We start from the raw sequence: 22,833 nt of genomic DNA, 5'->3' as shown, positions 1-22,833 counted from the left end.
CTGTCGAGAACGCCGTTGTTCGAGGCACCCCCTTCTCGACTTCGGTTCCCGACAAGCTCGAAGCGAACCGGGGCCGGGGACGTGGCGGAAGGCGTCAGGCCTCCCCCTCCAGCGGCAACAATCCGCGGACCTCGCCGATGAACCGCACCACCGAAATCGGCTTGGTCACATAGGCGTTGGCTCCCGCCGCGCGCACCCGGTCCTCGTCGTCGCGCCCCGAATAGGCGGTGACCGCCATGATCGGGATCGTGCGCAGCCGCGTATCGCCCTTCAGCATGGTGATGAGCTCCAGCCCGGTCATATGCGGCAGCTGGATATCGGTGATGATCAGGTCGGGCAGGAAACCGCGCGCCTTCGTCACCGCCTCGCGCCCATCGCGGACCGGTTCGGTATCATAGCCATGCGCACGCAGCAGGTCGCAGAACAGCTTCAGGTTCAGTTCGTTGTCCTCGACAACGAGTACCCTTTTTGCCACGCGCGTTGCATCCTTTGATGATCGTGGGGACGGTGTAGGCGATGCGGCAGCGTGAGACAAATATTGACGCAGCGACACTTGCTTTACAAGCACTTGCTTGGATCGTCAGCGATGAAGGCCGCGCGTCGCGCTTCCTTTCGCTGACCGGTGTCGACCCGGCCGACCTGCGCCTGCGTGCCGGACAGCCGGCATTTCTGGTACAGGTGCTCGCCCATCTCGAATCCTACGAACCCGATCTGATCGCCTGTGCCGATGCGCTGGACGTGCCGCCCCCGGCGTTGGTGCGTGCCCGCGCCGAACTGGAGAATGCATGAAACCCTTGCTCATCACCGATTGCGACGAAGTCCTGCTGCACATGGTCCGCCATTTCGGTAGCTGGCTGAAGGACGCTCATGCGATCGACTTCCGTCTGCACGGTGGCGGCTTCGCCGAATCGATGACGCGTGCGGACGGCACGACGCTCGAACCGCTCGAAATGTGGGGCCTGCTCGACGGCTTCTTCCCCGCCGAAATGGCGCGACAGACGCTGGTCCCCCATGCGCGCGAAGCCTTGGCCGCGCTTGCCGAACAGGCCGATATCGTCGTCCTAACCAACCTGCAGGATCATTGCCGCACCCATCGCATCGATCAGCTCGCGACGCACGGCATCGTCCACCGCGTCGAATGCAATCAGGGGGGCAAGGGGCCGCCGGTCGCCCGGCTGGTCGCCGAATATGACCCCAGCGTCACCGTTTTCGTCGACGACCTCGCCGTCCATCACCAGTCGGTCGCCGACACCGCGCCGCAGGTGTTCCGCCTGCACATGGTGTCCGAACCCGATCTCGCCGTCCATGTCGCCCCGGCGCCCGCCGCCCATGCCCGCATCGACGACTGGGTCGAGGCGCAGGGCTGGATCGAGGCCCGCTTCGCCGAAGGGCGTGGGCCACAGGCTTGACCTCGTCCCCGATCAACGGAAAGGAACGCAACCATGGCATATGACATCCCCGCAAAGCTGGCCGAACGCGGCCTTTCGCTCCCCGCCGCCGCCGCCCCGGTCGCCGCCTATGTCCCGGCGGTCGAGGCCGGCGGGCTGCTCCACCTGTCGGGCCAGCTGCCCTTCGAGGACGGCAATCTGATGACCGGCCGCGCCGGCGAAGACCGCGACCTCGCCTATGCGACCAGCGCCGCCCAGAAATGCGCACTGATGATCCTCGCCCAGGCCGAAAAGGCGCTCGGCAGCCTCGACCGGATCGAGCGCGTCGTGAAGCTCGGCGTGTTCGTCAATTCGGCGGGCAGCTTCACCGACCAGCCCAAGGTCGCCAATGGCGCATCGGAACTGATGGTCGAGCTGTTCGGCGATGCCGGCCGCCATGCCCGTAGCGCGGTCGGCGTGCCCGTCCTGCCGCTCGGCGCCGTCGTCGAGATCGACGCGATCCTCGCCATCCGCGCATAAGCCCGTTCGGACCCGCCGCTGTTGCGATCGCGCAACAGCGGCGGGTCACCATGTGTCTCATAAGCAATTTCCGTTGTGCGGCGCGGCACGCTGGGACATATTCGGTCGCAGGGCGTCAGACCGCACGGGCCGAAAAGGTCCACCGAATCGCGGCGACGTTCGAACGCAGGAGAATCACCACGGAACCTAGAAAGGGTTTACGATGCGATTCTCGACCTTCCTTCCGGCCGTCGTCCTGGCCGCCACCACCGCGATGCCTGCCTTTGCGCAGGAGGAAACCGCACCGCCCGAACCGATCACGATCAGCGGCAGCGCGTCGGTCGCCTCCGATTATCGTTTCCGCGGCGTGTCGCAGAGCGACAAGAACGTCGCGGTACAGGGCGGCATCACCATCGCCCATGAAAGCGGCGTCTATATCGGCACCTGGGGTTCGAACCTCGCCGGCTGGGGCACGTTCGGCGGCGCGAATCTCGAACTCGACCTGATCGCGGGCTACAAGAAGACCTTCGGCACCGCGACCGTCGATGCCGGCGTCACCTGGTACACCTATCCGGGCGGTGCCGACGAAACCGACGTCGTCGAATTCTATGGCAAGCTGTCGGGCACCGCCGGTCCGGCGACGCTGACCGCCGGCGTGTTCTACGCGCCCAAGCAGACCTCGCTCGGCTATTTCACCGCATCGGCGACGCCGCCGGTCGCGGGCGACGGCAGCCGCCAGAAGAACCTGTATCTCTCGGGCGACGCCGCCGCCGGCATCCCCGAAACGCCGGTCACGTTGAAGGCGCATATCGGCTATTCGGACGGCAATCCCGGCCTCGGCCCCAACGGCACCAGCCTTGCCCCCACCGGCAAATATTGGGACTGGCTGATCGGCGCCGACTATACCTACAAGAATCTGACGCTGGGCGTCGCCTATGTCGACACCGACATCTCGCGCGCCGAATCGGCCTATATCGAGCCGAACTTCAGCAAGACCACCAACGGCAGCCCGATCGCGGCGAGCACGGTGGTGGTATCGCTGACCGCGGCGTTCTGAGGACGAAGAAACGTAACAACCCCGTTCGTGCTGAGTAGGGGCTGAGCGCAGTCGAAGACCCGTATCAAAGCACCCGCCACAGACGGTCCTTCGATACGCCATTTCGACAAGCTCAATGGCTACTCAGGACGAACGGGAAAAACGTTACCCCAAACCAAACCCGTTCGGTTCGAGCAGCTTCGAGCTTGTCGAGAAGCGTCTGTCGAGGGGGGTCGTTCGAGGCACCCCCTTCTCGATCGTGGTTCTCGACAAGCTCGAACCTACGCTCGAAGCGAACGGGAAAGGGGTAGAGCGCGAAACAAACAGAAAAGGCCGGCCACCCACCTCGGGCGACCGGCCTTTCCCGTACTCGAACCGCAAACCCTTACGGCGTGGTCGTCCGCGCCGTCTGCCCATCGCCCGCCGGCGCGGCGATAATGTCGCGCGTCGTCGCGCCCTTGTCGACGACGTTGGTCCCCGGATCGGCCACGCCCGAACGGATACCGGTATCGGCATCGGCATTGCCCGCCTGTTCCAGCGTCAGCCGTTCGGTCGCGCTGCGCGGGGCCGGACCGCCGAACAGCGCCTGCATTGCCTGAGTCGACGCGGCGGTATCCTGCGGACGCGCCGCGCCCGGCTGCGGCGGCACCAGCGAATAATCGGGCGGGATCACCAGCGGCGCCTGCCGCGCGACCGCGAATTCGTCGGGGCGCGACCGGTTGAGGGCATTGCCCTGACACCCGGCAAGGATCAGGCCCAGGCTGCCGAGAATGATGAAGTTACGCATTGGCCTTCTCCACAGGAACGTCGGTCTTCGGCTTGGGCGTGAACAATGCCCGGACGAGCAGGATCACGACGCCGATCGAAATCGCCGCATCGGCGATGTTGAATACCAGAAACAGGCTGTAGCCGAAAACATGCAGGTCGGCATAATCGACGACATAGCCGAAGCGCACCCGGTCGACGATATTGCCCAGCGCCCCACCCAGCACGAGCCCCAGCCCGATCAGCTCGGGCTTCTGCGTCTCGCGTCGGATCCATACCGCCACCCCGGTCGCGATCAGCGCGGTCATCGCCACCAGCGCCCAGCGCGCGGTCTCGCTCCCCGCCTGCAACAGCCCCAGCGACACGCCGAAATTCTGCACGAAGCGCAGCGTGAAGATCGGCAGCACGTTCAGCTCGGCGCCGGGATAGTCGATACCCATCGGCCCGGTGACCCAGTATTTCACCAGCTGGTCGACTGCGAAGACGAGCAGCGCGATCCCGATCGCCATCTTTCGCATCACGCCACCACCTTCGCGCATCGCCCGCACAGATCGCCGTCCGCCGCCACGTCGGGCAAATGCCGCCAGCAGCGACCGCACTTGGCTTCCTCGGTCCGGGTCACCGCGATCTCGCCATCGCCCTGCGCGACTTTCGCCACGATGAACAGCTCGGCCAGTTCATCGGCGGGCAGCGGCAGCACCGGGACCGTCACTTCGGCCTCAAGGCTGGAGCGCACCGTCTTCGCCCGGCGCAGCGGCTCAATCGCCTCGGTCACCTGCTGGCGCAGCCGGCGCACATCGGCCCATTCGGTGCCGAGCGGCTGGTCGGCGGGCAGATGCGGCAATTCAGGCCATTCGAGCAGGTGCACCGACCCGTGCTCGCTCGGGAAACGCGCCTGCCACACTTCCTCAGCGGTGAACGCAAGGATCGGCGCGGCATAGCGGACCAGTGCGTGGAACAGCACGTCGAGCACGGTGCGATACGCCCGCCGCCGGACGTCGCCCTCGGCATCGCAATAGAGCGAGTCCTTGCGGATATCGAAGAAGAAGGCCGACAGATCCTCGTTCGCGAAATCGGTCAGCGCGCGGGCATAGCGGTTGAATTCGAACGCTTCTGCCGCGCTGCGCAACTCGGTGTCGAGCTGCCCCAGCAGATGCAGGACATAGCGTTCCAGCCCCGGCATCTCCCCGACCGCAACCCGCTCCTCCTCGCCGAACCCGTCCAGCGCGCCCAGCATGTACCGGAAGGTGTTGCGCAGCTTGCGATAGGTATCGCCGGTGCCGGCCAGCACTTCCTTGCCGATCCGAACATCCTCGAAATAATCGGTCTGCGCGACCCACAGCCGCAGGATATCCGCGCCCGATTCGCCGATCACCTTCAACGGATCGACGACATTGCCGAGCGATTTCGACATCTTGCGGCCATTGCCGTCGAGCGCGAAGCCGTGGGTCAGCACCGCCTTGTACGGCGCCTGTCCCCGCGTGCCCGAACTCTCCAGCAACGACGACTGGAACCAGCCGCGATGTTGGTCCGACCCTTCGAGATACAGGTCGGCGCGCGTGCCCTCGCCGAACCGCTTCTCGATGGTGAAGACATGGGTGCAGCCCGAATCGAACCACACGTCGAGAATGTCGGTCACGACCTCATAGTCGGCCAGCGCATAGTCCGGCCCGAGCAGCGCCTGATGATCGGCGGCATACCACGCATCGGCGCCGCCCTCACGGAAGGCGGCCAGAATGCGCGCATTGACCGCATCGTCGCGCAGATAATCGCCGGTCGCCCGGTGCACGTACAGCGCGATCGGCACACCCCACGCCCGCTGCCGGCTGATGACCCAGTCCGGCCGCCCCGACACCATCGCCCCGATCCGGTTGCGTCCCTTCTCCGGCACGAACCGCGTCCGTTCGATCGCGTCCATCGCGATTTCGCGAAGCGTAGCGCCATTACTCTCCCTCTCCCCTTCAGGGGAGTTCCGGGTCGGTTGTGCCCCCGGCACAACCTCAACAGCGCGGGGCGCTGTTGACCCGGAACTGGCCGGGGAGAGGGGCAGTGCGTCGAGGTTTGTGATCGAAAGCAGCGGATCCGCAACCCCCTCTCCCAACCCTCTCCCCTCAAGGGGAGAGGGCTTGGTCGGCCGGTCCATCGGAATGAACCACTGCGGCGTCGCGCGGAAAATCACCTTCGCCTTCGACCGCCAGCTATGCGGATAGCTGTGCGCGAAATCGTCCGACGCCGCCAGCAACGCGCCCGCCTCGCGCAGGTCGCGACAGATCGGCCCTTCCTCCAGCTTGCCGCCACGCCCGGCGGCAACGAACTTCGGGTTGATGACGCTGCCTTCGCCGCCCAGCCACGCCCAGTCGTCGCGATACCGCCCATCGCCCTGCACCGCGAACACCGGTTCGATGCCATGCGCCTTGCACAGCTCGAAATCGTCCTCGCCGTGATCGGGCGCCATATGGACGAGACCGGTACCGGCGTCGGTCGTGACAAAATCGCCCGGCAGCAGCGGACGCGGCTTGGCAAAGAACCCGCCGCGCGCATGCATCGGGTGGCGGGCGGTTGCGCCGGCTAGTTTTGTACCGATAAGTTGCGCTTCAACGAACTGCGCCAATCCTTCGATCTCGGACGCTGTATCTGCTTCACCGTCAAGCTTCTGAAGTTGTAAGCCGGTCCGCGCCTTGAAGCTGTCGATCAGATCGAAAGCGACTACGTACCGCCTGCCGTCATTTGCTTTGAAAAGCTGGTAGGTGATTTCCGGCCCATAAGCCAAAGCCTGGTTCACCGGAATCGTCCACGGCGTCGTCGTCCAGATCACCGCATGGGCACCGACCAGTTCCGGCGCGTTCGGCGCATCGACGATCTCGAATGCCACGTCAATTTGAGTGGAAACGACATCCTCATATTCGACCTCGGCCTCGGCCAGCGCGGTCTTTTCGACCGGCGACCACATCACCGGCTTGGCCCCGCGATAGAGCTGACCCGACATGGCGAACTTCAGCAATTCCTCGGCGATGGTCGCCTCGGCGTCGAACTTCATGGTCAGATAGGGGTCTTCCCAATCGCCCATGATGCCCAGCCGCTGGAACTGGCCCTTCTGCACATCGACCCATTTCGCGGCATAGGCGCGGCATTCGGCGCGGAACTCGGCCGGGGGCACTTCGTCCTTGTTGCGCTTCTTGGCGCGATACGCTTCCTCGATCTTCCATTCGATCGGCAGGCCGTGACAGTCCCAGCCTGGGATGTACGGCGCGTCCTTGCCCATCAGCGACTGGGTGCGGACGACGATGTCCTTGAGCACCTTGTTCATCGCATGGCCCATATGAATGTCGCCATTGGCGTAGGGCGGGCCGTCATGCAGCAGGAAGCGTTCGCGGCCCTGCCGTTCGGCGCGCAGCCGCTCGTACAACCCGATCCGCGCCCAGCGATCGAGGATCGCCGGTTCCTTGGCGGCAAGGCCCGCCTTCATCGGGAAGTCGGTCTTCGGCAGGAAGACGGTGTCGCGCCAGTCGCGCGTGGTGTCGGGCGTATCGGTCATAGGAGCGCTCGCGATTAGCCGATGCCGCGCCGCTACGCCAGCGGGTGATATCGCGGCGACCGCAGCGCTTTCCTACATGCGGGCGACCGGTCAGGATGGCGGCGTTCTTTGCATTGTCGATATCGCTGCCACATCGGACAGAAATGTTCGCGCAAAGGCGCAGAGGACGCGAAGGGGTCGCGTCCGGGGCAGGTGTCCCGCGACCGGGAGACCCTGCCGCCCGCCCGAACAACGAACGATCATCCGAGCCGCCGGGCCCGCCCGGAACGCAACCCCTTTGCGTCCTTAGCGCCTTCGCGCGAATCCAATTTCTTCTTCTAAGCGCCACCGGCGCCAACTTCCGCGCCCGAAAGTGACGGACCAACCCTCCAAGCGATTGGAAAGACTTAAGCGAACGGCCCGTGCAAATCCGCGAACCGTGTCACCTTCGCCAACTTCCGAAGCTACTCCAGCACCGCCCGCGCGCGCTCGCAATCCAGCGCCATCTGTATCTTGAGCGCATCGAGCGACTCGAACTTCGCCTCCGGCCGCAGATAGTCGATCAACGCGACCTCGATCACCTGCCCGTAGAGATCGCCCGAGAAATCAAAGAAATACGGCTCGAGCAACTCGATCGGCTCGCCCGCGATCGTCGGCCGGATGCCCAGATTCGCCGCGCCCTTCAGCACCCGCCCATCGCCCAGCCGCCCGGTCACCGCGTAAATGCCATAGGCCGGCCGCAGATACTTGCCCATCGACAGGTTCGCCGTCGGATAGCCAAGTTGCCGCCCCAGTTGCGCGCCCGCTTCGACCACCCCCTCGACCGCGAACGGCCGGGTCAGCATCGCCGCCGCCTCGCGCGGGCGTCCCTCACGCAGCGCATCGCGGATGCGCGACGACGACACCACCGCCTGTCCGTCCCCGACCGGCGCAACCGTCTCGGCGACGAAGCCATAATGCGCACCCAGCGACCTGAGCACCCCGACGTCCCCGCTGCGGCCCTTGCCGAAGGTAAAGTCGGTGCCCGTGACCACCCCCGCCGCCCCGACCATCGCCGCCAGCCGTTCGGCCGCGAACGCCTCCGCCGACAGCCCGGCCAGCGCCGCATCGAAACCGAACACCAGCATCGCATCGGCCCCGGCGGCCGCGAACAGCCGCTCGCGCTGGTCGAGGCTGGTCAGCCGGAACGGCGGCAGATGCGGCTGGAAATAGCGCCGTGGATGCGGGTCGAACGTCGCGACGATCGCCGGCCGTCCCTCCGCCCGCGCGCGCGCCACCATGCGGGCGACCACCGCCTGGTGGCCGGCATGGAAGCCGTCGAAATTGCCGAGCGCGACGATCCCCCCGCGCATTACCGCCGGGATCGCCGCCCCTCCGTCGAGACGCTGCATGGGGTCGCCCCCTAGCGCCCGGCGGGCGCGGACGAAAGGGGCTGCATGCCCGCGCGCAGCACGCGCAGCGCGTTGCCGCCCATGACCTTGGCGATCTCGCCCGCGGTCAACCCCTGCGCTCGCAGCGCCTCGGCGACCAGCGCGACCCACGCGGTATCGAACCCAGTCGTCACCGCCCCGTCGAAATCGGACCCCAGCGCGACATGGTCGATCCCGGCAATGGCGCGGACATGCACGATCGCGCGGGCGATCGCCTGCGGATCGGTCGAACACACCGCGCCCGGCCAGTAACCGATGCCGACGATCCCGCCGGTCCGGGCGATGCCCTGCACCTCGGCATCGGTCAGGTTGCGGTTGACCCGGCAGGTCGCCTGTACCCCACCATGGCTCGACACCACCGGCCGCTTTGCCACCGCCAGCACCTCGGCCAGCGCGGCATGGCTTGCATGGGCGACGTCGACGATCATCCCCATCGCCTCCATTCGCGCCACCACCTGCCGCCCGAACGGGGTCAGCCCGCCCTTCGCCACGCCGTGCATCGACCCGGCGACCTCGTTGTCGTAGAAATGGGCTAGGCCGGCCATGCGAAACCCGCTGCGATACAGCCGGTCGAGATTGGTCAGGTTGCCGTCCAGCCCGTTCAGCCCCTCGATCGACAACATGCCGCCGACCGGCCGCACCGGCCCGCCCGCCGCCCGCGCCGCCAATAGCGCGTCGAGTTCCCTCGCGCTGGTCACCACCCGCAACTGCCCGTCCGACGCCTTGGCCGCGCGCCGCAGCCGGGTGGCGTGCCACAGCGACCGGTTGAGTAGCGACCCCCAGGTCCTTACCGGCTGCAACTGCGCGATCGCCAGCGGGGTGATGTTGTCGCTGTTGCCGTCGTTCGCCTCATAATTCTGCCCGCGCGGCGTCTTCGTCACCGACGAAAATATCTGCAGCGCGACATTGCCCTCCTGCAACCGCGGCAGGTCGACCTGCCCCCGCGTCGCGCGCGTCAACAGGTCGCGCGACCACAGCAACGTGTCGGCATGCAGGTCGACGATCGGCGCGGCGAAGCGCGGGCGGGGCGGCGTCGCCATCCGCCTCGCGAGCGCGGCAGACGGTTCGACCTTGTTCATCGATCGCTCGACGATGCCCGGCGCCAGCGAGAAGAAGGCAGCCGCCAGAACCGCCAGCAACGCGACGCCCCACCAAACCGCCCTACGCATGTACCGCCAGACCCCCACGGCACCGGACTCGGCGCCGACCCGCCCTTTAGCGGTTCTGCGCGGCGCGGAGCAACGTGACGAAGCTGTATGCCGGACGATCTCCGTCCGCACTGTGCTCCTCGCGCCACGTTTCATGCCATCCGGTAAAGGGCGGCACCACCGCATCGCCTGTCGGTGCGGCATGGACCTCGGTCAGTTCGACCCGCTCGATCCGCGGCAGCAGCAGCGCGATGATCTCCGCACCCCCGATCACCGCCGCATCGGGGCCGGCGAGCGCCAGTGCGGCGTTGGCGTCATGCGCGACCTCGGCCCCTTCGGCCCGCCAGTGGCGGTCCCGCGTCAGCACGATATGCCGGCGGCCGGGCAGCGGCGACGGAAAGCTCTCGAACGTCTTGCGCCCCATGACCATCGCCCGGCCCATCGTCAGCGCCTTGAACCGTTTGAGGTCGGCGGGCAGGTGCCATGGCAGCCGCCCGTCGACGCCGATCACGCCATTGTCGGCGCGGGCGAGGATTGCGTCGATCATATCGCCACCGCCGCCTTGATATGCGGTTGCGCGACATAATCGTGCAGTATGAAATCCTCGTATCGATAGCCGTCGATCGCGTCGGGCCGCCGCGCGATCTCCAGCCGGGGCAGCGGTCCGGGCGTCCGCGCCAATTGCTCGCGCGCCTGGTCAAGATGATTTTCGTAAAGGTGGCAATCGCCACCGGTCCAGATGAACTCGCCGACCTCCAGATCGCATTGCTGCGCCAGCATATGGGTCAGCAGCGCATAGCTGGCGATATTGAACGGCACTCCCAGAAAGATGTCGGCGCTGCGCTGATACAGTTGCAGCGACAGCCTGCCGTTCGCGACATGCGTCTGTAACAGGCAATGACACGGCGACAGCGCCATCGCCTGCAACTCGCCCGGATTCCAGGCGGTCACGATCTGCCGGCGCGATGCGGGATTGGTGCGGATGGTATGGATCAATTCGGCGATCTGGTCGATATGCCGCCCGTCCGTCGCCTCCCAGTCACGCCACTGCTTGCCATAGACCGGGCCGAGATCGCCATTGGCATCGGCCCATTCGTCCCAGATGCTCACCCGTTGCTCCTGCAACCAGCGCACATTGGTGTCGCCGCGCAGGAACCACAGCAATTCGATGATGATCGATCGCAGGTGCAGCTTCTTGGTGGTCAGGACCGGAAAGCCCGCCGACAGGTCGAAGCGCATCTGGTGCCCGAACACCGACCGCGTACCCACGCCGGTGCGGTCGTCGGTCGGTACGCCTTGCGTCAGGGCGCGCTGCATCAGGTCGAGATAGGGGGTCATGGGCCGACACCTTGGAAATCAACGATACCGTTCGTCCTGAGTAGCCATTGAGCTTGTCGAAATGGCGTATCGAAGGACCGTCGCGGATGCTTCGATACGGGTCTTCGACTGCGCTCAGCCCCTACTCAGCACGAACGAGGTTTGTGCGTGTCATTACACACCCGCCGGCCGCTTGCACAAAAAAAGGGCCGGTGCGTCGCCGCACCGGCCCAGGGGTTTTCCGCAGGAGGAAAGTAGTGACCGGGCGGCAGGGGACTAGGCCGCCGCCCGGAAGAGGAGAAACTCAGTAGTTGTAGGCGCGCTCGCCATGCTCGCCGAGGTCGAGACCTTCCAGTTCGACTTCCTTCGAGACCCGGCCGCCGGTCAGCGCCTTGGCGACGAACCATGCGATGGCGGTGCCGACCGATGCCCACACGATGGTGACCAGCACCGCGAACACCTGCACGCCCAGCTTGGCGCCCATGTCGTAGTCGGCCGCACCCGGACCGCCCAGCGACGGAGCATAGACGACCGCGGTACCGATCGCGCCGATGATGCCGCCGACGCCGTGGATGCCGAACGCGTCGAGCGAGTCGTCATAGCCGAGCTTGGGCTTGAGCACGGTCACCGCGAAGAAGCAGACGACCGAGGCGACGGCGCCCAGCACGATCGCGCCGAACGGACCGGAGTTGCCGGCAGCCGGGGTCACCGCGACCAGCCCGGCGATGATGCCCGAGCAGAAGCCGAGCGCCGAACCCTTATGCCCCGAGAATTTCTCGGCCAGCATCCAGAACAGGCCTGCCGAAGCGGTCGCGACGAAGGTGTTGATCATCGCCAGACCCGCGGTGCCGTTGGCTTCGAGCGCCGAGCCGGCGTTGAAGCCGAACCAGCCCACCCACAGCAGTCCGGTGCCGACCATGGTCAGCGTCAGCGAATGCGGAGCCATGCGCTCGGTCGGGAAGCCCAGCCGCTTGCCGAGCAGGATGGCGAGCACCAGCGACGACACGCCGGCGTTGATATGAACCACGGTACCGCCGGCAAAGTCGAGCGCGCCCGCCTTGAAGAAATAGCCGCTGGCCGCCCACACCATGTGCGCGATCGGGAAATAGGTGATCGTCAGCCACACGATGGCGAAGACCATCACCGCGGCGAACTTGATGCGTTCGACCACCGAGCCCAGCACCAGCGCGATGGTGATCGCGGCGAAGGTCATCTGGAAGCTGATGAAGACATATTCGGGGATTTCGACCCCGGCGGTGAAGGTCGCGGCCTGCGACGCCGAGGTGACGCCCGCGAGGAACGCCTTGCCCGGGCTGGAGATGAAGTTCGACAGCGTCGCGTTGGTCACGTCGGGACCGAAGGCCAGCGAATAGCCGTACATCACCCAGATCAGCATCGCGAGCGAGGCGACCGCGCCGATCTGCGTCATCACCGACAGCATGTTCTTGGTCCGGGTCAGACCGCCATAGAACAGCGCGAGGCCGGGGACGATCATCATCAGTACGAGGACGGTCGACACCATCATCCACGCCGTGTCGCCCTTGTTCACCGTCGCGACCGGGGCGGCGGCGGCGGCCGGCGCCTGCAGCGCGGCGTCCTGTGCCCAGGCGGGCAGCGCGGCGAACAAGCCGAGTGCCGCGCCCGCCATCAATTTCTTCGGATGTTGCATGATGCCCCCCATCACAGCGCGGTCAGGTCGGTTTCGCCGGTGCGGATGCGCACCGCCTGTCCGACGTCGAGAACGAAGATCTTACCATCGCCGATCGCACCGGTGTTGGCGGCGGCCTGCACCGCTTCGACCACGCGTGCGGCGATGTCGCTGTCGCACACCACCTCGATCTTGATCTTGGGCACCATGTTGGTGCTGTATTCCGCGCCGCGATAGATTTCGGTCTGGCCCTTCTGCCGGCCGAATCCCTTGACTTCGGTCACGGTCATGCCTGCGACACCGATCTCGGTCAGTGCTTCGCGTACCTCATCCAGCTTGAAAGGCTTGATGATGGCGATGACTAATTTCATGTCGCCCCCTCGTCGCATGATTGCTCAAGGGGACGCTTCGCAACCTCCGTGCCAAACCGCATCTCGCCGGTTTCGAACGGGTTGACGGCTGGCAACCATGGTTACCAAGCGGTTAATTTGTGCAACGCGGCGCGATTGCCTGTTTTTCAGGCAGGTTGGTCGACGATCTTCCGGGCATCGTCCAGATCGTCCGCATCGACCATCACCCGGACCGGGATCAGCAGCCAGCTGCCATCGCCAATGCTCGCCTCGCCATCGAAGGCGACCGCCGAAATGCCTTCGCTTTCGAGCCGCCCGACGATGATCTGCGCCTCGACGCGCGGAAAGCGCCCCAGTTCGGTCAGCGGCATCAGGCGGTGCCGCCGACGGTCAGCCCGTCGATCAGCAGCGTCGGCTGGCCCACGCCGGCGGGTACCGACTGCCCCGATTTGCCGCACATGCCGACGCCCTCATCGAGCGCGAAGTCGTTGCCGATCCCGCGCACCTGCTTCAGCACCTCCGGCCCGTCGCCGATCAGCGTCGCGCCCTTGATCGGTGCGCCGATCCGGCCATTCTCGACACGATACGCCTCGGTGCAGGAAAACACGAACTTGCCCGACACGATATCGACCTGGCCCCCGCCAAAGGATTTGGCGAAGATGCCGTTCTTCACCCGCGACAGCAGCTCGGCGGGGTCATCCTTGCCCCCCGACAGGAAGGTGTTGGTCATGCGCGGCATCGGCGCATGCGAAAAGTCCTGACGCCGGCCATTGCCGGTCGGCGCGACGCCCATCAGTCGGGCGTTCAGGCGATCATGGATATAGCCTTTGAGGATGCCGTCCTCGATCAGAATATTCTCCTGCGTCGGCGTGCCCTCGTCATCGATCGACAGCGATCCGCGCCGGTCGGCGATCGATCCGTCGTCGATCACCGTCACGCCGGGCGCCGCCACCCGCTCGCCGATCCGCCCGGAAAAGGCGCTGGTGCCCTTGCGGTTGAAATCGCCCTCCAGGCCATGCCCGATCGCCTCGTGCAGCAAAATCCCCGGCCAGCCCGCGCCCAGCAGCACCGTCATCTCGCCCGCCGGCGCGTCGACCGCCTCCAGATTGACCAGCGCCTGCGCCAGCGCGACGTCGATCGCGCGGTTCCGCGTCTCGGGCGCGAACAGCGAATCGTAGAGATAGCGCCCACCGATCCCGAAGCTGCCCGTCTCGCGCCGCCCGTTCGCCTCGACCACGATCGACACGTTGAGCCGCACCAGTGGCCGGACATCGGTGGCGATGAAGCCATCGGGCCGCACGATCTCGACCACCGTCCACGACCCCATCAGGCTCGCCGACACCTGCGCCACGCGCGGGTCGCGGGCGCGGGCAGCGGCATCGATCGACTGGCACAGTGCCACCTTGTCGGCGAAGGGGATCAGGTCGAGCGGATCGGCGGCGGTATAGAGGTGCCGGTTGTTCCCACGCGGCGGCGGTGCCTTGGCCCCCTTGGCCGGATCGATCAGCGCCATCGTCTCGCCCGCCCGACGGATCGCCGCCTCGGACAGTTCATTGGCATGGGCGAAGGCGGTCGTCTCCCCCGACACCGCGCGCAGACCGAAACCGGCATGGGTGTCATAAGACGCTGTTTTCAAACGCCCGTCGTCGAAGCCGAACGCTTCCGAGCGGCGATACTGGAGATAGAGCTCGCCATCCTCGGCATTCGCGAGCGTCGCCTGCGTGGCGCGCAGCGCGGCGGCGGGGTCGAGGTCGCCGGAGTAAAGGTACGAGCGGGGATCGGTCGGGGTCATCCACCCAATATAGGATCGCGGCGGCACGGGGGAATGGGGCGCGGAAGTTGGCGAAGGTTACACTAAACGACTGTTGGCGAGAGGGCGAGAGGGCCGCTATCGCATTGATTTGCTGTTATTATTCTTTGCTTGATTGCGATGACGATACTTTTTTGGGTGTCGAAGTTTGCGTACGAAGGGTCGATGCGCGTTGTTGCAGGCCGCTATCCGCGAACATTCTCGCTTTCGGTCCACCAGCGGACGTCGCGGGCTTTTCCAGATTGACAGATAACCTGCTCCAGCGCCGTCGCGAGGCGTTCGATGGTCTCGACGACGGATATTCTTCGAAACCAAAGACGGACATAGGGCCGGTTGGGCTGAATGAAGAGAAGCAGGCCGTCGTCCCATTCGCCATAAAATCCGCAGCCGACCCACAGTGGGAAGGAAGGGTTTTCGATCCGGACCAGCCATCCCCAGTCCTCCAGGATCATCCGCGAAACGATGAATCCGTGCTTTGGCAGTTCATTTTTCAGAAGATTAGCAACGCTTTCGCCGATCAGGCTCTCGCAGTCCGAATCTCGGTCACATAATTCCGAAGACCTGAACTCAAGATTCGTGCGCATCGGCGGAAGGTAGCTAACCATGCTGCGCCTCGCCATCCTAGTCGCACAACGATACCGCCCATATCGAATGGGCGTTCGAGATTATTTTTGCACGGTTCAGAGAACGTGCGGAAGCCTGTCAGGCTGGCGAGTTGTAGGAAAGCTGTTCTGGTAAGCCTCGACTGTCGCCTTCGCGTAGGCCGGGCCGCTACCGGCTCCCGGTCTGCGAAATCAGTGGGAGATGTCAGCCTGCGCTGGGATAGCGTTTGGGGCGGGGCTATCGCCGCCGCGGCGAAGTCGCGTCGTCGGCCGGCGGGCAAGGGCGAGCTTGCCCGTCACCGGCCGTCCGGGCGCCCAGTTCGCTCGCCCGTCAGTCGATCTCAGCGCCCGGCGCCGTCCCCATGATCCTTCAGCTTGCTCTGGTCCGCCCCATCCGCCGGGCCGCCGACCAGCACGAAGCGCCGGTCGCAATAGCCGCAATCGACATAGCCCGTCTCGTCGATCTGCAACCACACGCGCGGATGGCCGAGCGCGGGAGCGATTTCGCCGGCTCCGTCGCAGGCGACGCGGGGGGTGGTGACGCGGAGGAGTTCGGGCGGAGGCAGCATGTCTGCGCGAATAGCAACGCCGCGAACGCTCGACAAGTCGGTGCTTGGCTTGGGGACGGGGCGGGCGTATCGGCAACCCCATGCAAACCCAAGCCGCCATTTCGATCCGCGACCTGTGCAAGACCTACGCCGCGGGGAAGGGCGGGGCGCCCGCCAAGGTCGCGCTGGACGGCGTGTCGTTCGACGTGCCGCGCGGTCAGATATTCGGACTCTTGGGGCCGAACGGCGCGGGCAAGTCGACGCTGATCAACACGCTCGCGGGGTTGGTCAACAAGACCAGCGGTTCGGCGTCGATCTGGGGCTTCGACATCGACCAGCATCCGCGCAATGCCAAGGCGTCGATCGGCATCGTCAATCAGGAAATCCTGTTCGACCCGTTCTTCACCCCCGCCGAAACGCTGGAGATCCAGGCCGGCCTGTACGGCGTGCCCAAGACCAAGCGCCGCACCATGGACCTGCTGCGCGCGGTGCATCTGGAGGACAAGGCCAATGCCTATGCCCGGACGCTGTCGGGCGGCATGAAGCGGCGGCTGATGGTCGCCAAGGCTATGGTCCATTCGCCGCCGGTGCTGGTGCTCGACGAACCGACCGCGGGCGTCGATATCCAGCTGCGCCAGCAGCTGTGGGACTATGTCCGCGAACTCAATGCCGATGGGGTGACGGTGGTGCTGACCACCCATTATCTCGAGGAAGCCGAGCAATTGTGCGACCGCATCGCCATCATCAACCATGGCCGCGTCGTCGCCAACCAGCCGACCCGCGAACTGGTCGGCATGGCGCAGGAAAAGGCGGTCGAACTGACCCTCGATCGCGACCTTGCCGAATTGCCCGACGCGCACTGCTTCGAAAAGGTCGAGCGCAAGGGCGACCGGTTGCTCGCCATCACCTATCGCAAGGACGTGGCCAACGCCGGCGAAGTCCTCGCGGCGGTCAGTGCGCAGGGCTATGGCATCGTCGACGTCGTGACGCGCGAGGCGGACCTCGAGGATGTGTTCCTCAATCTGACGAATAGCTGAGCCGTTCGTCCCCACTGGCGTACCCCGGCGAAGGCCGGGGTCCAGTTACGGAACGGTTATGGACAGCCACTGGCGTCCCCCAACTGGGCCCCGGCCTTCGCCGGGGTACGCCAGTGGGGGGGGCGTCTATTCGCCTTTTGTTCTTGCACTGCTACCGTCCGCAGGCCATTGTAAACCCGCGCAATGTCGGACCCCACCCGCAAGATTATCCATGTCGACATGGACGCCTTCTTCGCGTCGGTCGAACAGCGTGACGCCCCCGAGCTGAAGGGCAAGCCGGTCGCGGTCGGCGGGTCGAGCGGGCGCGGCGTGGTTGCCGCCGCCTCCTATGAAGCGCGGGTGTTCGGGGTGCGCTCCGCGATGCCCTCGGTCACCGCCCTCCGCCGCTGTCCCGACCTGATCTTCGTCCGCCCCCGGTTCGAGGTGTACAAGGCGGTCAGCCAGCAGATTCGCGCGATCTTCCACGACTATACCGATCTGGTCGAGCCATTGTCGCTCGATGAAGCCTATCTCGACGTGACCGAAAACCGCCGCGGCCTGCCCAGCGCCACCGCGACCGCCGAGGAAATCCGCGCGCGTATCCTCGCCGTCACCGGCCTGACCGCTTCCGCCGGGATCAGCTACAACAAGTTCCTGGCAAAACTCGCGTCCGACATGAACAAGCCCAATGGGCAGTTCGTCATTCCGGTAAAGGCCGGCCCGCGCGTCGTCGCGTCGCTGCCGGTCGGCAAGTTCCACGGCATCGGCCCCAAGACGGTCGAGCGCATGGAAGCACTCGGCATCCGGACCGGCGCCGACCTCGCCGGCTGGAGCCTCCCCGACCTGCAACGCACCTTTGGCAAGGCGGGCGGCTGGTATCACGGCATCGCCCGCGCCGAGGATCACCGCCCGGTCCGGCCCAACCGCGTGCGCAAGTCGTCCGGCTCCGAAACCACCTTCCACCACGACCTGACCGATCCGGAAGCGATCGAGGAGCGCGTGCTGGCGATGGCCGACGACGTCTGGGACTGGGTCGAAAAGACCGGACAGCACGGCCGCACCGTGACCGTGAAGGCGAAATATGCCGACTTCCGCATCGTCACCCGCAGCCGCACGCTGACCGCCCCGGTCCACGACCGAGCGACCCTCCACGCGACGGCCCGCAGCCTGATCGCGACGCTCTACCCCTTGCGCATGGGATTGCGGCTGGTGGGGGTGACCATGGCCGGCTTCGGCGCGGGCGAGGGTCCGAGCGGGCAGCTCGACCTATTGTAAGGGCGGGGCCGCACCGCAACCGACCATCGTCATTCCGGCGAAGGCCGGAATCCATTGTGTCGGGTGTTCTCGATTTCGCCGCGCCGTCGCCCCATCCATGGATTCCGGCCTCCGCCGGAATGACAGCGGATCACGGCCGGTCGGCGATCCAACACTTTGACGCCCGCCCGCAACCCGCCTACAACCACACCGTCCCCGGGGGAGCGTTTCGTCACGCTTGAGAGGAAGGCCGCAGCCTTCGACCCGCTGAACCTGATCCGGCTGACACCGGCGTAGGGAGGGAGCGGCCAATTCAGTCCCGCCCCCTCCGCATGGAGTGGAATATGGCAGACATCCCCGCAAAGGCCGAAATCGGCGTCACCACCGGCCCGATCCGTGGCAGCCGCAAGATTCACGTCGGCCCGCTGAACGTCGCGATGCGCGCGATCGACCTCGACCCCTCCTCAGGCGAACCGCCGCTCAACGTCTATGACACCTCGGGGCCGTACACCGATCCCAATGCCCGCATCGACATCATGGCCGGCCTGCCGCAGCTTCGCCGCGACTGGATCATGGCGCGCGGCGACGTCGAGTCCTACGACGCCCGCGAAATCCGCCCCGAAGACAATGGCCAGCTCGGCCCCGACCGTTCGGGCGGGGTCCAGCCCTTCCCCAACGTCGTCAAGCGTCCCCTGCGTGCCAAGGCTGGCGCGAACGTCAGCCAGATGCATTACGCCCGGCGCGGCATCATCACGCCGGAAATGGAATATGTCGCAACCCGCGAAAATCTCGGCCGCGAGATGCTGCGCGAATATGCCCGCGACGGGGAGAGCTTCGGCGCGGCGATCCCCGATTACGTGACCCCCGAATTCGTCCGCGACGAAGTGGCGCGCGGCCGGGCGATCATCCCCAACAACATCAACCATCCCGAAACCGAACCGATGGCGATCGGCCGCAATTTCCTGGTCAAGATCAACGCCAATATCGGCAACAGCGCGGTCGCATCGAACGTCGCCGCCGAAGTCGACAAGCTGGTCTGGTCGATCCGCTGGGGCGCCGACACGGTCATGGACCTGTCGACCGGGCGCAACATCCACGACACCCGCGAATGGATTCTCCGCAACTCGCCGGTGCCAATCGGCACGGTGCCGATCTATCAGGCGCTCGAAAAGGTCGGCGGCATCGCCGAGGAACTGACCTGGGACATTTTCCGCGACACGCTGATCGAACAGGCCGAACAGGGGGTGGATTACTTCACCATCCATGCCGGCGTCCGCCTGCCGTACATCCCGATGACCGCGAAGCGCGTGACCGGCATCGTCTCGCGCGGCGGGTCGATCATGGCCAAATGGTGCCTCGCCCATCACCGCGAATCGTTCCTCTACGAACATTTCGACGAGATCACCGAGATCATGAAGGCGTATGACATCGCCTATTCGCTGGGCGACGGTCTGCGCCCCGGATCGATCGCCGATGCGAACGACGAAGCGCAGTTCAGCGAGCTCTATACGCTCGGCGAACTGACCCACCGCGCCTGGGCGCAGGACGTGCAGGTCATGATCGAAGGCCCCGGCCATGTGCCGATGCACAAGATCAAGGAGAATATGGACAAGCAGCTGCAGGTCTGCGGCGAAGCGCCCTTCTATACCCTCGGGCCGCTCACCACCGACATCGCGCCCGGCTATGACCATATCACCAGCGGCATCGGCGCGGCAATGATCGGCTGGTACGGCACGGCGATGCTCTGCTACGTCACGCCCAAGGAGCATCTGGGCCTGCCCGACCGCGACGACGTGAAGGTCGGCGTGGTGACCTACAAGCTCGCCGCCCATGCCGCCGATCTGGCGAAGGGCCACCCCGCCGCCAAGATGCGCGACGATGCGCTGAGCCGCGCCCGCTTCGAATTCCGCTGGCGCGACCAGTTCAACCTGTCGCTCGACCCCGACACGGCGGAATCCTACCACGACCAGACGCTGCCGGCGGAGGGGGCCAAGACCGCGCATTTCTGTTCGATGTGCGGCCCGAAATTCTGCTCGATGAAAATCACACAGGAAGTGCGCGACTTCGCGGCCAAGCAGAACGCGCCGGCGAATACGTTCCTCGCCGCCGACAAGGCCGACGCGGACCGCGCGGCGTTCGCGGGCGGATCGGTCGCGGCGGACGCGGGCATGGCCGAAATGAGCGAGAAGTTCCGCGAGAAGGGCGGCGAGGTGTATCTGCCGGCGGAGTGAGCCGACCCAAACTCCTCCCCGCTACGCCGGGAGGAGTTTGGAACGAGGTTTACGCGCCAATATCAGGGTAGCATAATCGGTAAATGGCTGATTCTTTGCTCGATCGAATGAAGCAGGACTGGGGGCGTCAGCCGGCTGCAATTTTTGCTCAATGCATATCGATATGTTTGGCTGTCGGCTTGGCTGCGTGGGGTTCTGCTGTTCCGCCATCAGGGGGCGGACTTAAATATTCCGCTTCATCTGCAAGCATTCCCTTAGCCTTGTTGGTCACCGGGGCATCAGTGACCGCTACATTATGCAGGCCGATTTTCCGAAAAACGGTGGTTGGAGGGTTTTCAATCGCATTGGTGCTTGCCTCAGCATGTATGCTGGTTTTTGCGCAGATTGCGGCTGAGCCAATAGTCAAGACCACGCGTTACACTAATGGGAATTACATCGGGCCGCTGATAGATATCGCATATTGGGCAGTTTTTTTGCTTTACGCCGCTATTTGCTCACAACCGGCGACCGAAAGAATTGCGGCAACGTGGGGGAAAACAAAATCAGACGACGGTAAGGAGCATGGCGTTTCTCTCGCCGAACTTGCCCTATTCGCGTTAACGTGGGGTTGGTGCCTGTCCGGAGCCCAGCAAAGGATAGTAGGTGCCTTTGTTGTACAGCGAATCGGGCAGTAGCTAAGCCGGACGTATCAATTCGTGTGTCAGTATCGGGGGAAATCAAACTGGGTTCTTGGTGTCAATAATGATACCGGCACTGCGCAACCTGCACCGCCTGCTCCGCGCCAGCCCCCGTCACCCGGTACACCAACCGATGCTCATGGCTGATCCGACGCGACCACCAGCCTGACAGGTTGCCGCACAACGGCTCGGGCTTGCCCGTCCCCTTGAACGGATGCCGCCGGCATTCCTCGATCAGCCCGTTGATTTTCTCGACCATCTTGGCATCGTTCGCCTGCCAATAGCGGTAATCGTCCCATGCCGTCGGCCAGAACGACACCTTCACGGGAAGGGAACGCCTTCGTCACCTTGCTCGAAGCCCCGCACCGCCTCCAGCAACCGCTCCGCATTCTTCGGCGATCGCAACAGGTACAGCGTCTCCTCGATCGACGCCCATTCGCTGGCCGAAACCATCACGACGCCCTCTCCGCGCTGACGGGTAATCGCCACCGGCACCCGGTCGGCAACGACGCGGTCCATGACCGATTTGAGATTGGCGCGAGACTCGGTGAAGCTGATCGATTCCATGTGACCAATGTACGGAACATTGTACAGAAGGCAAGGGCGCCTCAAAACCCCTGTCCTACAAGTTCCCAATATGTTCCCCTCCCGCGCATGCGCAACCATACTCCGCTCTCCGAGCATTCGCCCGCGCCCGTCCCGGCGCCTGTCTCCTCCAGCGACCTGACCGTGCCGTCCGAGACACCCTATCTCGACGCCAACGGCTATGACCCCGCCGACTATCAATGGGTCCCCGTCCGCCGCAAACCGCGCAGCGATGGCTGGACCGATGCCCGGCAACGCAGCTTCATCGAAGCGCTCGCCGATGGCGGGTCGGTCAGCGAGGCGGCGCGCGCCGTCGGCATGTCGGCCAGCAGCGCCTATCGCCTGCGCCGCTCGCCCGGCGGCGAGGCCTTTGCCCGCGCATGGGATGCCGCCGTCGCCCAGGCGGTGTCGATGCTGGTCGACGTCGCGTTCGACCGCGCGATCAACGGCACCGTCGAACCGGTGCTCGATGCCAATGGGCGGCGGATCGGGTCGCGGCATCGCCCCGGCGACCGGATGCTGATGTTCCTGCTCGCCGCCCATTATCCCGACCGCTACGGCAAACAGCAGCGTCGCCGTCCCGCCCGTGGCGAGGCGGAGGCGCCGCCCCCCACCCCGACGCCCAGCGTGGCGGAGGCGCTCGACGCATTGACCCCGGTACCGCCGGCCGAGCCCGAAAAGCTGATGTCCCCCGCCGATCTCGACGTCGCGATCGAGGTCGCCGACCTGAAGGATGGCGAACTGCCCGGCTGGCTCGACCCCGATCGCCGGGCCGAACCGGTCCCGGTCGCGTCGCCGAGGCCCGAAGCGCGGGCGGTGGAATGGGACGAAGAGGACGAGCTGTACCTGCCCGAACCCGGTCCGCTGGGCGAGGCGTTCGAGATCGAGCTGGAACTGGCCAAGCGCGGCATCACCGTGCCGCGCCCGAAACCGCAGCCGAACCGACGCGCACGCCGCAAGGCGCGGCGAGTGTGAACTTCGTGAACTTTGGACGCGAAAAGGGGCGCCGCGCGACC

General features: G+C 65.4%; 25 protein-coding genes and 1 riboswitch. Of the genes, 9 read left to right on the top strand and 16 right to left on the bottom strand.

Annotated features, from left to right (window positions below; genetic code table 11):
- Positions 1 to 94: 94 nt before the first annotated feature.
- Positions 95 to 475, bottom strand: a complete 381-nt coding sequence (locus AAIO73_RS08455; RefSeq protein WP_345877268.1) for a response regulator — start codon at positions 473 to 475, stop codon at positions 95 to 97.
- Between the two features lie 41 nt (positions 476 to 516).
- Here AAIO73_RS08455 and AAIO73_RS08450 point away from each other — a divergent pair, with 41 nt between their 5' ends.
- The 4 genes from AAIO73_RS08450 (at position 517) to AAIO73_RS08435 (ending at position 2,943) form a co-directional block, all read left to right on the top strand.
- Complete coding sequence (locus AAIO73_RS08450; RefSeq protein ID WP_345877267.1) at positions 517 to 789, top strand: DUF3572 domain-containing protein; 273 nt, start codon at positions 517 to 519, stop codon at positions 787 to 789.
- Positions 786 to 1,409 (top strand): HAD family hydrolase, encoded by a 624-nt coding sequence (locus tag AAIO73_RS08445; RefSeq protein ID WP_345877266.1) that lies wholly within the window; start codon positions 786 to 788, stop codon positions 1,407 to 1,409. The genes AAIO73_RS08450 and AAIO73_RS08445 overlap by 4 nt, the downstream gene beginning before the upstream one ends.
- Before the next feature lie 33 nt (positions 1,410 to 1,442).
- A complete protein-coding gene (locus AAIO73_RS08440) occupies positions 1,443 to 1,907 on the top strand; it encodes a RidA family protein (protein WP_055998998.1) in 465 nt (154 codons plus the stop codon).
- A gap of 202 nt (positions 1,908 to 2,109) precedes the next feature.
- Positions 2,110 to 2,943: a TorF family putative porin gene (locus tag AAIO73_RS08435; protein WP_345877265.1), complete on the top strand. Its 834-nt coding sequence runs from the start codon at positions 2,110 to 2,112 to the stop codon at positions 2,941 to 2,943.
- Positions 2,944 to 3,307: 364 nt separating this feature from the next.
- Here the strand turns inward: AAIO73_RS08435 and AAIO73_RS08430 are convergent, their stop codons facing one another.
- The 13 genes from AAIO73_RS08430 to AAIO73_RS08370 all read right to left on the bottom strand — a co-directional run bounded on the left by AAIO73_RS08430 (position 3,308) and on the right by AAIO73_RS08370 (position 16,075).
- Positions 3,308 to 3,709 (bottom strand): DUF3035 domain-containing protein, encoded by a 402-nt coding sequence (locus AAIO73_RS08430; RefSeq protein WP_345877264.1) that lies wholly within the window; start codon positions 3,707 to 3,709, stop codon positions 3,308 to 3,310.
- A complete protein-coding gene (gene lspA / locus AAIO73_RS08425; protein ID WP_345877385.1) occupies positions 3,702 to 4,205 on the bottom strand; it encodes a signal peptidase II in 504 nt (167 codons plus the stop codon). Before lspA ends, AAIO73_RS08430 begins: the two co-directional genes overlap by 8 nt.
- Positions 4,205 to 7,222: an isoleucine--tRNA ligase gene (locus AAIO73_RS08420; RefSeq protein ID WP_345877263.1), complete on the bottom strand. Its 3,018-nt coding sequence runs from the start codon at positions 7,220 to 7,222 to the stop codon at positions 4,205 to 4,207. The genes lspA and AAIO73_RS08420 overlap by 1 nt, the downstream gene beginning before the upstream one ends.
- 443 nt (positions 7,223 to 7,665) lie before the next feature.
- The gene (locus AAIO73_RS08415; protein ID WP_345877262.1) at positions 7,666 to 8,592 is read right to left on the bottom strand and encodes a bifunctional riboflavin kinase/FAD synthetase; all 927 of its coding nucleotides are present in this window, start codon (positions 8,590 to 8,592) and stop codon (positions 7,666 to 7,668) included.
- A gap of 11 nt (positions 8,593 to 8,603) precedes the next feature.
- Positions 8,604 to 9,800, bottom strand: coding sequence for a dipeptidase (locus tag AAIO73_RS08410; RefSeq protein WP_345877261.1), 1,197 nt, complete (start codon positions 9,798 to 9,800; stop codon positions 8,604 to 8,606).
- 46 nt (positions 9,801 to 9,846) lie between these two features.
- Entirely contained in the window at positions 9,847 to 10,326 is a 480-nt protein-coding gene (locus AAIO73_RS08405) for a dihydrofolate reductase (protein WP_345877260.1), read from the bottom strand.
- The gene (locus AAIO73_RS08400; protein WP_345877259.1) at positions 10,323 to 11,117 is read right to left on the bottom strand and encodes a thymidylate synthase; all 795 of its coding nucleotides are present in this window, start codon (positions 11,115 to 11,117) and stop codon (positions 10,323 to 10,325) included. Before AAIO73_RS08400 ends, AAIO73_RS08405 begins: the two co-directional genes overlap by 4 nt.
- 283 nt (positions 11,118 to 11,400) lie before the next feature.
- Positions 11,401 to 12,765, bottom strand: coding sequence for an ammonium transporter (locus AAIO73_RS08395; RefSeq protein WP_345877258.1), 1,365 nt, complete (start codon positions 12,763 to 12,765; stop codon positions 11,401 to 11,403).
- An 11-nt stretch (positions 12,766 to 12,776) separates the two neighbouring features.
- Positions 12,777 to 13,115 carry a P-II family nitrogen regulator gene (locus AAIO73_RS08390; protein WP_056458445.1) on the bottom strand — a complete coding sequence of 113 codons (339 nt, stop codon included), beginning with the start codon at positions 13,113 to 13,115 and terminating at the stop codon, positions 12,777 to 12,779.
- Between the two features lie 146 nt (positions 13,116 to 13,261).
- The gene (locus AAIO73_RS08385) at positions 13,262 to 13,465 is read right to left on the bottom strand and encodes a putative signal transducing protein (RefSeq protein ID WP_345877257.1); all 204 of its coding nucleotides are present in this window, start codon (positions 13,463 to 13,465) and stop codon (positions 13,262 to 13,264) included.
- Entirely contained in the window at positions 13,465 to 14,886 is a 1,422-nt protein-coding gene (gene tldD, locus AAIO73_RS08380; RefSeq protein WP_345877256.1) for a metalloprotease TldD, read from the bottom strand. Before tldD ends, AAIO73_RS08385 begins: the two co-directional genes overlap by 1 nt.
- Positions 14,887 to 15,089: 203 nt before the next feature.
- Entirely contained in the window at positions 15,090 to 15,488 is a 399-nt protein-coding gene (locus AAIO73_RS08375) for a hypothetical protein (RefSeq protein WP_345877255.1), read from the bottom strand.
- Between the two features lie 359 nt (positions 15,489 to 15,847).
- Positions 15,848 to 16,075 carry a zinc-finger domain-containing protein gene (locus AAIO73_RS08370; protein ID WP_345877254.1) on the bottom strand — a complete coding sequence of 76 codons (228 nt, stop codon included), beginning with the start codon at positions 16,073 to 16,075 and terminating at the stop codon, positions 15,848 to 15,850.
- An 80-nt stretch (positions 16,076 to 16,155) separates the two neighbouring features.
- Between AAIO73_RS08370 and AAIO73_RS08365 the strand changes: the two genes are divergently transcribed.
- The 4 genes from AAIO73_RS08365 (at position 16,156) to AAIO73_RS08350 (ending at position 21,229) form a co-directional block, all read left to right on the top strand.
- Positions 16,156 to 17,091 carry an ABC transporter ATP-binding protein gene (locus AAIO73_RS08365; RefSeq protein ID WP_345877253.1) on the top strand — a complete coding sequence of 312 codons (936 nt, stop codon included), beginning with the start codon at positions 16,156 to 16,158 and terminating at the stop codon, positions 17,089 to 17,091.
- Positions 17,092 to 17,274: 183 nt separating this feature from the next.
- On the top strand, positions 17,275 to 18,345 hold the full coding sequence (gene dinB, locus AAIO73_RS08360; protein WP_345877252.1) for a DNA polymerase IV: 1,071 nt from the start codon (positions 17,275 to 17,277) through the stop codon (positions 18,343 to 18,345).
- Positions 18,346 to 18,531: 186 nt separating this feature from the next.
- Positions 18,532 to 18,641: riboswitch (TPP riboswitch) on the top strand.
- Positions 18,642 to 18,668: 27 nt separating this feature from the next.
- Entirely contained in the window at positions 18,669 to 20,555 is a 1,887-nt protein-coding gene (thiC, locus tag AAIO73_RS08355; protein WP_345877251.1) for a phosphomethylpyrimidine synthase ThiC, read from the top strand.
- A gap of 83 nt (positions 20,556 to 20,638) precedes the next feature.
- Entirely contained in the window at positions 20,639 to 21,229 is a 591-nt protein-coding gene (locus tag AAIO73_RS08350) for a hypothetical protein (RefSeq protein WP_345877250.1), read from the top strand.
- A 61-nt stretch (positions 21,230 to 21,290) separates the two neighbouring features.
- Here the strand turns inward: AAIO73_RS08350 and AAIO73_RS08345 are convergent, their stop codons facing one another.
- Positions 21,291 to 21,557, bottom strand: a complete 267-nt coding sequence (locus tag AAIO73_RS08345; RefSeq protein WP_345877249.1) for a Txe/YoeB family addiction module toxin — start codon at positions 21,555 to 21,557, stop codon at positions 21,291 to 21,293.
- Positions 21,554 to 21,799, bottom strand: a complete 246-nt coding sequence (locus tag AAIO73_RS08340; protein ID WP_056458416.1) for a type II toxin-antitoxin system Phd/YefM family antitoxin — start codon at positions 21,797 to 21,799, stop codon at positions 21,554 to 21,556. The genes AAIO73_RS08345 and AAIO73_RS08340 overlap by 4 nt, the downstream gene beginning before the upstream one ends.
- Positions 21,800 to 21,886: 87 nt before the next feature.
- On the opposite strand from AAIO73_RS08340, the gene AAIO73_RS08335 reads away from it, so the two are divergent.
- On the top strand, positions 21,887 to 22,792 hold the full coding sequence (locus tag AAIO73_RS08335) for a hypothetical protein (protein WP_345877248.1): 906 nt from the start codon (positions 21,887 to 21,889) through the stop codon (positions 22,790 to 22,792).
- Positions 22,793 to 22,833 lie beyond the last annotated feature (41 nt).

It is taken from the genome of Sphingomonas epibiotica, from assembly GCF_039615155.1.
Classification (GTDB): Bacteria; Pseudomonadota; Alphaproteobacteria; order Sphingomonadales; family Sphingomonadaceae; genus Sphingomonas.
The sequence above is the reverse complement of the archived record's forward strand: the minus strand, read 5'-3'. Positions and strand labels throughout refer to the sequence as shown.